The organism is Streptomyces sp. NPDC059455, assembly GCF_042750115.1.
Taxonomy (GTDB): Bacteria; Actinomycetota; Actinomycetes; order Streptomycetales; family Streptomycetaceae; genus Streptomyces; species Streptomyces endocoffeicus.
In genome coordinates this window covers 62457-74221 of sequence record NZ_JBHYVB010000028.1, presented here as the reverse complement: position 1 = coordinate 74221, position 11765 = coordinate 62457, and the positions used below count along the sequence as shown (strand labels likewise).

Annotated in this window: 9 protein-coding genes and 2 tRNA genes; 3 read left to right on the top strand and 8 right to left on the bottom strand. The window is 71.1% G+C overall.

Translation table 11 applies throughout. The features are described 5' to 3' along the window. Positions 1 to 58 precede the first annotated feature (58 nt). The 4 genes from ACFXB5_RS13035 to ACFXB5_RS13020 form a co-directional block, all read right to left on the bottom strand. A tRNA-Met gene (locus ACFXB5_RS13035) sits at positions 59 to 135 on the bottom strand. A 201-nt stretch (positions 136 to 336) separates the two neighbouring features. Continuing rightward, a complete protein-coding gene (locus ACFXB5_RS13030) occupies positions 337 to 2184 on the bottom strand; it encodes a tetratricopeptide repeat protein (RefSeq protein ID WP_385206296.1) in 1848 nt (615 codons plus the stop codon). Positions 2185 to 2366: 182 nt separating this feature from the next. After that, a tRNA-Met gene (locus ACFXB5_RS13025) sits at positions 2367 to 2440 on the bottom strand. 69 nt (positions 2441 to 2509) lie between these two features. Then, positions 2510 to 5455, bottom strand: a complete 2946-nt coding sequence (locus ACFXB5_RS13020; RefSeq protein WP_385206293.1) for a UPF0182 family protein — start codon at positions 5453 to 5455, stop codon at positions 2510 to 2512. Between the two features lie 134 nt (positions 5456 to 5589). On the opposite strand from ACFXB5_RS13020, the gene ACFXB5_RS13015 reads away from it, so the two are divergent. Then, on the top strand, positions 5590 to 6153 hold the full coding sequence (locus ACFXB5_RS13015; RefSeq protein WP_385206277.1) for a PPA1309 family protein: 564 nt from the start codon (positions 5590 to 5592) through the stop codon (positions 6151 to 6153). 36 nt (positions 6154 to 6189) lie between these two features. Here the strand turns inward: ACFXB5_RS13015 and ACFXB5_RS13010 are convergent, their stop codons facing one another. From ACFXB5_RS13010 to ACFXB5_RS12995, 4 genes are all read right to left on the bottom strand, one after another. Continuing rightward, positions 6190 to 7284, bottom strand: a complete 1095-nt coding sequence (locus ACFXB5_RS13010; RefSeq protein WP_385206275.1) for a PDZ domain-containing protein — start codon at positions 7282 to 7284, stop codon at positions 6190 to 6192. An 80-nt stretch (positions 7285 to 7364) separates the two neighbouring features. After that, positions 7365 to 7547 carry a hypothetical protein gene (locus ACFXB5_RS13005; RefSeq protein WP_020868566.1) on the bottom strand — a complete coding sequence of 61 codons (183 nt, stop codon included), beginning with the start codon at positions 7545 to 7547 and terminating at the stop codon, positions 7365 to 7367. Positions 7548 to 7720: 173 nt separating this feature from the next. Continuing rightward, positions 7721 to 8188, bottom strand: a complete 468-nt coding sequence (locus ACFXB5_RS13000; RefSeq protein WP_137979447.1) for a molybdenum cofactor biosynthesis protein MoaE — start codon at positions 8186 to 8188, stop codon at positions 7721 to 7723. Positions 8189 to 8307: 119 nt separating this feature from the next. Beyond that, positions 8308 to 9417 (bottom strand): SDR family oxidoreductase, encoded by a 1110-nt coding sequence (locus ACFXB5_RS12995; RefSeq protein WP_385206270.1) that lies wholly within the window; start codon positions 9415 to 9417, stop codon positions 8308 to 8310. 191 nt (positions 9418 to 9608) lie between these two features. On the opposite strand from ACFXB5_RS12995, the gene ACFXB5_RS12990 reads away from it, so the two are divergent. Together ACFXB5_RS12990 and ACFXB5_RS12985 are read left to right on the top strand one after the other, a co-directional pair. Beyond that, a complete protein-coding gene (locus ACFXB5_RS12990; RefSeq protein WP_385206267.1) occupies positions 9609 to 11066 on the top strand; it encodes a zinc-dependent metalloprotease in 1458 nt (485 codons plus the stop codon). Further along, on the top strand, positions 11063 to 11590 hold the full coding sequence (locus ACFXB5_RS12985) for an NUDIX hydrolase (protein WP_385206264.1): 528 nt from the start codon (positions 11063 to 11065) through the stop codon (positions 11588 to 11590). Before ACFXB5_RS12990 ends, ACFXB5_RS12985 begins: the two co-directional genes overlap by 4 nt. Positions 11591 to 11765: the final 175 nt, after the last annotated feature.

The window sequence follows — 11765 nt, the reverse complement described above, 5'->3', positions numbered from 1 at the left end:
CACTCAACCCCCACTAATCCTTCACCCCCCCTACCTTGTTGTAGCGGCCCAGTCGTCGTGGTAGCGGGGACAGGATTTGAACCTGCGACCTCTGGGTTATGAGCCCAGCGAGCTACCGAGCTGCTCCACCCCGCGTCGTTGTGTAGCAACCTTAACCCGGGGTGGACGGCAGGAGCAAACCGGTTACCGAGGGGCCCCGCCGGTGGGGCCCCTGAAGGGCACGGGGCTGTGTCGATGTGCGGCCCCGCCGCGTGGGCGCGATCAGCCACGACGACGCCGCGGACGATCGACGGCAGGTCGGGGCGCTTCTTCCAGCGGAGCGCTCGGGCAGAGCGCTCAGGCCGTGAGCTCCTGCTGGAGCGCCTCTCGCAGCCGGGCCGCGCGCTCGGCGACCTCCGCGGGCCCCAGCTCGACCGCCCGCGCACACCACCGCTGCCCCTCGGCGAGCGCCCCGCGACGGGCCGCCAGCAGCGCGAGCCGCAGCGCGGCCCGGCCGTGCCCCGACTCGGCGGCACGCGTCCACCACAGAGCGGCCTCCGGCTCGCTGCCCTCCCGGGCCAGCAGCAGCCCCAGGTTGAACGCGCCGTTGCTGCTGCCCGCCTCGGCGGCCACGCGGTACCAGCGGGCGGCCTCGACCACATCGCCGCGCGCGGCCGCGAACATGCCCACCCGCACCTGGGCCCGCCGGTGGCCCTGACGGGCGGCGCGCTCGTACCACTCCTCGTACTCGGGGACGTGCGGCCCGGAGCCGTTGTCCGCCGGCGGGGTCGGGAAGCGCGTCCCGGACGAGTTGCCGAAGCCGGTGCCGGTCGCCGGCTCGCCGCCGACCGAGGAGCGGTCCAGCAGCGCGGCCAGCCGGAAGGCGCCCTCGGCGCTGCCGCCGCCCGCGGCGCAGCGCAGATGGCGCTCGGCGCCCTGGAGGTCGCCCTCCCGCTGGAGGGCGAGGCCGACCTGCAGCGCGGCCTCGGTGTGCCCGGCGGCGGCGGCCCGCTCGTACCACTGCCGGGCCGCCCGGTCCTCGCCCCGGCCCGCGTGCAGGATCCCCAGGTTGAACGCGGCGTCGACGCTGCCCGCCTCGGCCGCCTTGGAGAACCACGGCTCGGCGCCCGCCGCGTCGCCGCGCTGCAGCAGCATCACGGCGACGGCGTTGGCGGCCTCGCGGTGGCCCGCGTAGGCGGCGCGGCGGTACCACTGCTCGGCCTGGGCGGTGCGGCCCTGCTCGGCGCAGAGCAGCCCGAGGTTGTAGGCGCCGTTGATGTCCCCGGCGTCGAGCGCGGCGCGGTACCAGCGCTCGGCGGTCTGGGTCTCGCCGCGGTCGGCGTGGAGCGCGCCCAGCGCGTTGGCGGCGTTGCCGTCGCCGTCCTGGGCCGCCCGGTGCCACCAGACGGCGGCGCTGTCGGTGTCGCCCGCGTCACGCAGCAGGAAGCCCAGCGCGCAGGCGGCACGGGCCTCGCCGTCCTTGGCGGACATCAGGTACCAGCGCCCGGCCTCCTTGGTCTCACCGCGCTTCTCCAGCAGCGTGCCGAGGTGGAGGGCGGCGCGCCGGTGGCCGCGCGCGGCGGCCTGCCGGTACCACTGCTCGGCCTCTTCCCGGCCGCCCCCGTCGGCGCCACGGCGGCGCTCGGCCGCCGGCTCGTCCCCCTCGTCGACACGGTCGTCCAGGATGCGGGCGAGGCGGTACGCGGCCTCGCGGTGGCCGCGCTCGGCGGCCGTGCGGAACCAGCGCTCGGCCCCGATGTCGCTGCGGTGCTCCAGCAGATCGCCCAGCGCGTACGCGCCCAGGGTGTGGCCGGACTCGGCGGACTGGCGCAGCCAGTACTCGGCGGCGGGCTCGTCGCCCCGCTCGCGGTGATGACGGCCCAGGGCGTGGGCCGCGGCGGGGGATCCGGCGACGGCGGCTATGCGCCACCAGCCGGCGGCCTCGTCGGCATAGCCGCGCTGGTGCAGCAGAACGCCGAGGTTGTTGGCGGCGGCGCGATCGCCCGCCGCAGTGGCCCCCCGCAGCTGCGGTTCGGCGCCGTCGAGGTCGCCGCGGCGCAGCAGCAGCGCGCCGAGCGCGCTCATCGCGGCGGTGTCACCGCCCTCGGCGGCACGACGGTGCCGGGTCTCCTCCTCGGCATCGTCGTGCGCGTGCGCAAAACGCCCTGTCTCCAACAGACTGACCCTGTCCCCCATAAATCCCATCGTGACATCACCCGGCATCCGGCGTACACCTGGTATACCGCAGCCGAGGAGGTCACTTCAGCGTTTTGTCGACATGCCCACAGAGAGACAACCCAAACGCTTGTATCCGCATTCCCCGAGTGGACGCTCATACAACACACAACGAGGCCCGGATCCTTGCGGATCCGGGCCTCGTGTGTCAGTAGCGGGGACAGGATTTGAACCTGCGACCTCTGGGTTATGAGCCCAGCGAGCTACCGAGCTGCTCCACCCCGCGCCGTGGTGGAACCACCGTACCACGGCGCGAGGGGCCGGCCGCCCGGCCGTTCTCGCAGGTCGTCAGGGGTCAGCCGCCCTTCTTGTCGGAACCGCCGCCGCTCTGGCTCCGTGGCTGGTTCTGCTGCTGCCCCTTGTCGCCGGCCGCCTTGTTCTCCGCCTTGGCGGCGCGGTCCAGCGCGTCCTTCAGATCCTCCTGGGCCCTGCCGTACGCCTCCCAGTCCTGCGGCTGCTTCTGGAGGGCGTCCTGGGCGTCCTGATAGGCGTCCGAGGCGTCCTTGAGGGCCTCCTTCACCGTCGGGTTGGAGCTCGACGGCGGTTCCTGCTGGCCGCCGTCGCCCGGTGGCCGCTGTTCGGACGACTCGCCGAAGACGGCGTCCAGGGCCTCACCCAGGGTGTCCTTGAAGACCGTCTCCTTGCCGTAGGAGACGCCGACCTTCTTCAACAGCGGGTAGTTGGCGCTGCCACCGCGGGCGTAGACCGGCTCGATATAGAGGAAGCCGTTGTCCAGTGGCACGGTGAGCAGATTGCCGTACTCGATGTCGGAGTCGGTGCCTCTCAGGTTCCGGACGAACTCGGCGACCTCCGGATCACCGTTGAGCTCGCTCTGCACCTGTTGTGGACCGGGCACATTGGAGGTGACCTTCAGCAGTCTTATCGTGCCGTAGTCCTTACTGTTGGCATCCGCGTCGATCGACATGAACGCCCCCAGGTTGGGACGCCCGTTGGGGGTGAAGGTCGTCGTCAGCGAGAACGTCTGCCCCTGCTGATCGGGCATCTTCATGCTCAGGTAGTACGGCGGCACCGCGTTCCCGACCTTGTGGGTCGGGTCCTCGGGCACCTGCCAGGCGTCACTGCCGCTGTAGAACTGCGTGGGATCGGTGACGTGGTAGCGGGTCAGCAGCTCGCGCTGGACCTTGAACAGGTCCTGCGGATACCGCAGATGCTCCATCAGCTCGGGGCTGATCTTCTCCTTGGGCTCGACCGTGCCCGGGAACGCCTTCTCCCAGGTCTTCAGGACCGGGTCCTTGGAGTCCCACTCGTAGAGCTTGACGGTGCCGTCATAGGCGTCCACGGTCGCCTTGACCGAGTTGCGGATGTAGTTGACCTTGTTCTGCTGCGCGACCACCGAGCGGTCCCCGTCGCTCAGCGAGTCGGCCGTGCTGTCACCCAGGGTCGTCCGCGAGGCGTACGGATAGCCGTTGGTCGTGGTGTAGGCGTCCACGACCCACTTGATCCGGCCATGGACCACGGCCGGATAGGCGTCGCCGTCGATGGTCAGCCAGGGGGCGACCTTCTCGACGCGCTCCTTGGGGGTCCGGTTGTACAGGATCCGCGAACCGTCCCCGATCGCGCCCGAGTAGAGGATCTGGGGCTCGCCGAACGCCACCGCGTAGGCGGCGCGGTTGACCGGGTTGGAGAGGCTGACCCCGCTCTTGCCCTTGTAGCTGGTGGTCCGCTCGCCGTTCTTCTCGTAGTCGAGCTCCTTCTGGGGACCACCGACTATCGAGTACTGGTCGGTCTTCTCGCCGTAGTAGACCTGTTGCTTGTAGGTACCGACACCGCCGCCGCTTGAGCCCTTGGTGGGCAGCCCCGACTCGGTGAAGTCCGGCGAGCCGGCCGGGTCCGCGTTGGGGTCGGTCGTGGTGCCCTTCGCCGCCACCATGCCGTAGCCATGGGTGTAGGTGAAGTGATCGTTGATCCAGTTCCGCTTGGGGATGCCGTTGAGGTTCAGCTCGCGCACCCCGACGACGGTGTCCTGGTCCTTGCCGTCGGCGCCCTTGTAGCGGTCGACGTCGAGCGTCGAGGGGAACTGGTAGTACTTACGCTCCTGCTGGAGCTGCTGGAAGGTCGGCGAGATGACGCTGGGGTCGATCAGCCGGTAACTGGCCGTCGTATTGGCGTCCTTACGGAGCTTGTCGCCGCCGCCGTCGCTGTCGTTCTTGCCGGAGTAGTCCGCCACCTTGGAGTCATCGATGCCGTACGCCTTGCGCGTGGCCTCGATGTTCTTCTGGATGTACGGCGCCTCCTTGGCCTGCTCGTTCGGCTGGACCTGGAACTTCTGGACGATCGCCGGGTAGAGCCCGCCGATCAGGATCGCCGACAGCACCATCAGCCCGAAGCCGATGACCGGCAGCTGCCAGGTGCGCCGCCACAGCGTGGCGAAGAACAGCACCGCGCAGATCGCCGCGATGCAGAACAGGATCGTCTTCGCGGGCAGATAGGCGTTGGCGTCCACATAGCGCAGACCCGTCCAGTTGCCCGTCGCCTTGAAGTCACTCGACTTCACCGCGAGGCCGTAGCGGTCCAGCCAGTACGCCACCGCCTTGAGCGCCACGAAGACGCCCAGCAGCACCGACAGATGGCCGGTGGCCGCGGCGGTCGCGCGGGCGCCGGGGCTGGTGACCCGCAGCCCCCCGTAGAGGTAGTGCACCAGGGCGGCGGCGATCAGCGAGAGCACCGTGGCCGCGAAGCCGAAGCTCAACAGAAAGCGGTACCAGGGCAGATCGAAGGCGTAGAAGGCCACGTCCTTGTGGAACTGCGGGTCCTTCTGGCCGAACGGCACCCCGTTGACCCACAGCAGCCAGATGCGCCACTGACCGGCCGCCGAGGCGCCCGCGATCAGCCCCACCAGGGCGGTGACCGCGAGCAGCACCCACTTCTTGAACGGGGCGATGCCCATCCGGTAGCGGTCCAGGCTCTGCTGCTCCATGGACATCGCGCTCAGCGGCGGCCGCAGCCGGTGGGCCAGCCAGATGTTGATCCCGACGGCCGTGGCCATGAGCACGCCGAAGACAAAGAACAGCCCGATCTTCGTCTTCAGGGTGGTACTGAAGACAGAAGAGTAATGAAGCGAGCGATACCAGAGCCAATCCGTCCAAAATCCGGCAAACATGACAAAGAGCATGGCCAACACGGCCAGCACGCCCAGGGTCATGAGCAGGGTCCTGGCACGCCGGGACGGACGGCCGACTCTCACCCGCGGCCCTGTCGGGCCTCCGCCGCGGTCCGGCATCTGGAAAGCCAAGGTGCGCACCTCGAAGTTCGCTGTCGATTGAGGAACCCTGAACTCCAGGGCCCACCTGTTGCAACTTACTCAGGCTTTACTCAGTTCCCGTTTCCGGGTCCGAACAGGGCACGATATGAACCATGTCCAACGCAACCCCCGGCACCGACCCGCTGGCCTCGAATCCCTTGACCCGAGCCGTACTCGAAATCGACGACTACGCCTCGGGGCTCGGCTGGGACCAGCCCGCCCGGCTCTTCGCCCTTGTCGACACCGCCCGGCTGCGCACCGAGGAGCCCGGCCTCGCCGCTCAGCTCGGCCTTGACGAGGGCGGCGAGGAGATCGCCTCCCTGACCCCCATCGAGCAGGACGAGCTGCCCTCCGGCGCCCCGCTGGACGAGTTCCTCGCCACCATCGCCTGGCCGGACGCGGTGACCGGCTGCGCCCTGACCGTGGAGCGGCAGATGCTGCCGCCGTCCGCCGAGAACTCCGTGCCCGAGGGCCTGGACGATGCGGCGCTGGCCAAGTGGGTCGCCGACCACCCGGACCGCCAGGAGGTCCGGATGACCGTGGCCGTGCTGCGGGACGGCGCGCGCGAGTCGGCCCTGCGGCTGCGGGAGAAGGACTCCCCGACCGAGGTGCTCACCGGGGCCGGTCTGGTGCCGGGCCTGGCGGACGCGCTCGCCGCCACCTTCGCCACCGACTGACCCCCGCGACCTGATCCCCGTAAGCGGGGGCGCCGCTCAGCCCGTCGTGCACTTCGGCAGACCGGCGGTGTCCCCCTTACGGATCTTCTCGAGCGCCGTAAGGGCCTCGTCGATCGTGTGCACCTTGACCAGCCGCAGTCCGCTCGGCACGTCCTTGGCGGCGGCCGCGCAGTTCTCCTTGGGCGTGAGGAAGTAGCGGGCGCCCGCCTCGCGCGCGCCGATCGTCTTCATCTCGATGCCGCCGATCGGGCCGACCGTGCCCTTGTCGTCGATCGTCCCGGTGCCCGCGATGAACTTCCCGCCGGTGAGGTCGCCGGGCGAGAGCCGGTCCACGATCCCCAGCGCGAACATCAGACCGGCGCTGGGCCCGCCCACGTCCGCCAGCTTGATGTCGATCCGGAACGGGAAGGTGTAGTCGACACCGGCCTGGATGCCCACGATGGCGCGGGCCGGGCCCTTGCCCGCCTTCGTGGTGGTGATCGTGACGCGCTCCTCGCCGGTGGGCTGCTTGCCGCGCTTCTCCGCCGCCGCCACGTTCTTGGCCGGGACCACCGAGAAGACCACCTTCTGGCCCGGCTTGTGCTTGGTGACGAGCTTGGCCACGTCATCGGGCTCGCGCACCGCCGTGCCGTCCACCGACTTGATCACATCGCCCGCGTGCAACTCGCCCTGGGCCGGGGCGCCCTTCTGGACGGCGCCGACGATGACATGCGCGGTGACCGGCTTCTTCAGCGCCCGCAACGCCGCGACCTTGGCGGTCTCCTGGGACTGGGTGAACTCCTCGGCGTTCTGCTGGTCCACCTGGTCCGGGGTCTTGTCGTCCGGGTAGAGGGTGCTGTGCGGCACGACCACGTCATCGTGCGCCAGCCAGCCGTAGACGGCCTCCACGAGGTTCATCCGGTACTCGGAGCCGGTCACCCGGACCGTGGTCATGTTCAGATGCCCGCCGGTGGTCTCACAGCTCTTGCGGCCGGAGATCTGGAGCACGCACTCCCCGTTGTGCTCACCCAGGGTGTTGTACGTCGGCCCGGGCGACATCTCCGCGTACGGCACCGGGATCAGCACTCCGGCGCACAGCAGCGCGATCAGCATCAGAAGGGAGGCGAGCATCGTCGCAGTGCGGCGTGGCATGGAACGACAGTACGGGACGCGTCCGTCAGTCCACCGTCGGGGCCGTCCGTACGAGGGGCGGCGCGGACGGGGCGGCGGCCTCAGGCCGCGGCGTCCGAATCGGAGGGCCGGCGCTCCATCGCTTCGCGGAAGCGGGCGTATCCGGCCAGCTCAGCTACGTCTCCCCCGGACTTCCGTTTGCCGGCTCGGGCGGCTATGCCGGCGTATATCGCCGCGCCTATCGCCGCGAACAACGGAATCAGCAACCAGAGAAGCGCAGCCACAGCAGCCTCCCGACCCCTTGGAAAATCGCGGTTCAGGACCGCGACTGACAGATGAGCAGATTAGTCCTCTGCCAGCTCAACGCTTACGGCAGGGTGGGGGTTACGCAAGCGGAGTACACCCTTCCGTGCCCCCATGCGCATGCGCATTCCCCCTACGCGCCGACCCACTCCTCCTACGCGCCCACCCACTCCTCGGTGCCGTCGGCGAACGTCTGATGCTTCCAGATCGGGACCTCGCTCTTGAGGTCGTCGATCAGCCGGCGGCAGGCCGCGAACGCCTCCGCGCGGTGCGGGCAGGAGACGGCCACCACCACGGCCAGATCACCGATCGCCAGATCGCCCACCCGGTGCACGGCGGCCAGCGCGCGCACCGGGAAGTCGGCCACGACCTTCTCCGCCACCCGGCGCAGCTCGGCCTCGGCGGTCGGGTGCGCGGAGTAGCCGAGGGCGCCGACCTCCGCGCCTCCGTCGTGGTTGCGCACGGTGCCCACGAACAGCGCCGTGCCGCCCGCCGCGGCATCGCCCACCGCCCCGAACACCTCGTCCACGGACAGGGGCGTGTCACGGACGGCGAGCAGCCGGATGGGGTGGGCGGCCGCGAGCTCGCCGGGGTGATCGTACGAATGTGCCATGTCGTCCATCGTGCCGTATCGTCCCGCCCTCGGGGAATCAATGGAGCCACCGGACTACCGGATCCCGGAAAACTTCTTCCGGGGCCTTTGTCTCAGGCTCGGCGACTGTCTCAGGCTCGGCGACTGTCTCAGGCTCGGCGGCGCGCCTTACGGGCGCGGCGCACAATCGCCGCGGTGCCCACCAGGGCCACGGTCGCCCCCGCGGCGCCGAGCGTCGTGGCGTCCTTACGGCCGAGACGCCGCCCCGCGACCGTATGGCGGCCGGCGACCTCATCCAGCAGCTCCGCCAGGACCTCCTCGTTGGTCCAGCGCGGCCGCCAGCCCGCCGCGTGCAGCCTGCTGCCGCTGACCGCCCAGGGGTGCATCGTGTACGCGAGATCGCCCGCCGGGGACGGCGTCAGACCGAGCCGGTGCAGCCGGGAGGCGGCGCCCAGGGCGACCGCGGAGGGCAGCTCCATGCGCCGGATCCCGGACAGCTCCTCGACCTCCTCCTGCTCCAGCCACCCCTCGCACCCGACCGCCAGCTCGCCCTCGACCTTCTCCAGGGCGGCGTACTCCAGCGCGCCGACCAGGTCGTCCATATGGCAGAACTGCCAGGTGGGACGGGATCCGGCGACGACCAGCAGCCTTGGTGACTCGAAATAGCGGGTGAGCGCGGTGTCCGTGCCGCCGACCAGCAGCGCCGGGCGCACCACGGTCACATTCAGCCCCGGATGCGCCCGCGGCGCGCGCTCCCCGAGCCGCTCGATCTCCAGGAGGTCGCCGACGCCGGTGGCCTCGGCCGTCGCCCGCAGCTCCGCGTCCTCGGCGAGCGGCACGGCGTTGTCGGGGAGCGCCCCGTAGACCATCGCGGACGTGCACAGCACCACCCGGCGCACCCCGGCCGCGGCGGCGGCCGTCAGCACGGTCTGGGTGCCGCGCACGTTGTAGGCGGTGCGGGCGGCGGCGTCCGTGCCCAGATCCAGGTCGACGGCGAGGTGGACCACCACGTCGGCGCCGCGCAGCTTCTCGGCGATGGCCGGATCGCGGACGTCCAGCACATGCCACTGCGCCTCGGTCACCTCACCGCGGCGCTCGTCGATGGCCAGGACCTGCTTGACCTCTTCGGACTCCGCGAGCCGCTGCGTGAGCAGGGCACCTGGGCCCGAGGCGGCACCGGTCACCGCCACGACGGGTCGTCGTGTGGTACGAGCCGTATCGTTTCGCGCAGCGCGAACTTCTCGGTCTGGGGAACTCACCGGGCGTCTCCAGCGGTTGTCTTCAGTACGCAGCGCATGCACGCATACGTACCAGGTGACGTCCATCCTGCCGCAGGGCGGCGATCAGCGAAGCACCGAGCCCGGAAACCGGCGAGGTGTCTAGGCTGGGTGGTGATGTCGGGCATCCGCCACCGGCCCGGGGCCGGTGGCCCAACGAGCCGAGGAAACCCGTGAGTGACACCCCATTCGGATTCGGCCTTCCGCCGGAGGAGCCGGAGGACGGCGACGACGGCAAGAAGAAGGGCGGCCAGGGCGGCGAGCAGGGCCCCGCGAATCCCTTCGGGTTCGGCGGCGGCCCCGGTGGCGCGGGCGGCGCGGAGAATCCGTTCGCCGCGATGTTCGGTTCGCTGAACCCGGGCGACCTGGGCGCCGCCTTCCAGCAGCTCGGGCAGATGCTCTCGTACGAGGGCGGCCCGGTGAACTGGGACATGGCCAAGGACATCGCCCGCCAGACCGTCGCGCGCGGCACCGCCGACGGCAGCAAGGACGAGAGCGTCGGCCCCGCCGACCGCGCCGCGGTCCAGGAGGCCGTGCGGCTCGCGGACCTGTGGCTGGACGGCGTCACCTCGCTGCCCTCGGGCTCGGGGACCGCGGTGGCCTGGAGCCGCGCCGAATGGGTCGAGGCGACCCTGCCGGTGTGGAAGGACCTGGTGGACCCGGTCGCCGAGCGCGTCGGCGCCGCCATGGGTGATGTGCTGCCCGAGGAGATGCAGGCCATGGCCGGCCCGCTGCTCGGGATGATGCGCTCGATGGGCGGCGCCATGTTCGGCACCCAGATCGGGCAGGCGCTGGGCGTGCTGGCCGGCGAGGTGGTCGGCTCGACCGACATCGGGCTGCCGCTGGGCCCGGCGGGCAAGGCGGCCCTGCTGCCGGTCAACATCGCGGCGCTCGGCTCCGGCCTCGGCGTGCCCAAGGAAGAGGTCCGGCTGTACCTGGCGCTGCGCGAGGCGGCCCACCAGCGGCTGTTCGCCCATGTGCCGTGGCTGCGCTCGCACCTCTTCGGCGCGGTCGAGGGGTACGCCCGCGGCATCAAGGTCGACACCGCCAAGCTGGAGGACGCGGTCGGCCAGCTCGACCCGACCCACCCCGAGCAGCTGCAGGAAGCGCTCCAGCAGGGCATGTTCCAGCCCGAGGACACCCCCGAGCAGAAGGCCGCGCTGGCGCGTCTGGAGACCGCTCTGGCGCTGGTGGAGGGCTGGGTGGACGCGGTGGTGCACGCCGCCGCCAAGCCGCATCTGCCGTCCGCCGACGCCCTGCGCGAGACGCTGCGGCGGCGCCGGGCGAGCGGCGGCCCCGCCGAGCAGACCTTCGCCACGCTGATCGGCCTGGAGCTGCGGCCGCGCCGGCTGCGGGACGCCTCCCGGCTGTGGGCCTCCCTCACCGACGCCCGCGGCCTGGAGGGGCGCGACGGTCTTTGGGCGCACCCGGACATGCTGCCTACGGCACAGGACCTCGACGACCCGGACGGCTTCGTCCACGGCGAGCAGCTGGACTTCTCCGAGCTGGACAAGATGCTCGGCGAGGCGGCGAGCGGTGATGAGGACCGTAAGGGCGGCTCCGGGGGTCCCGACCTCCGTAAGGGCCGCGAGGGCGGCGAGGACGACCGCGAGGGCGACGGCGAGAAGTGAGTCTGCACCAGGACGCGGCGCGGGTGCTCACCGAGTGGCCCGCGCCCGATGACGCCCAGGAGCGGCTGCGGCGGCTGTACGGCGACCATCTGGCCGCGTATCCCGACGGCATGTGGAAGGCGTGCGGGGACGGGCACATCACGGCCAGCGCGCTGGTGATCGACCCGGACCGGGGGCAGGTGCTGCTGACCCTGCACCGGAAGCTGCGGATGTGGCTCCAGATGGGCGGCCACTGCGAGCCGGACGACGCCACGCTCGCGGGCGCGGCACTGCGCGAGGCCACCGAGGAGTCCGGGATCGAGGGGCTGACGCTGCTGCCGGGCGGCCCGGTGCGGCTCGATCGGCACCAGACTCCCTGTGCCTGGCATCTGGACGTCCAGTACGCGGCGGTGGCGCCCCGGGGCGCGGTGGCGGCGATCAGCGACGAGTCGCTGGATCTGCGCTGGTTCGGCTACGACGAGGTGACGGACGTGGCCGACGAGTCGGTGCGCCATCTGGTGACGCGCACCCGCGCGCTGCTCTGAGGAGCGCGTCGGGCCGCTCCGAGGAGCCTGTGGGAATCGAGGAGCCTGCTGGAATGCGGGACGGGGGGGGGGGGCCCGGGGGGGGGCCCCCCCCCGGGGCCCACCACCGGGACACCCAGGAGGAGGGCAATATTTTGACAGGGGTGTTACACGCCGCCCCCCCGGGGCACACGCA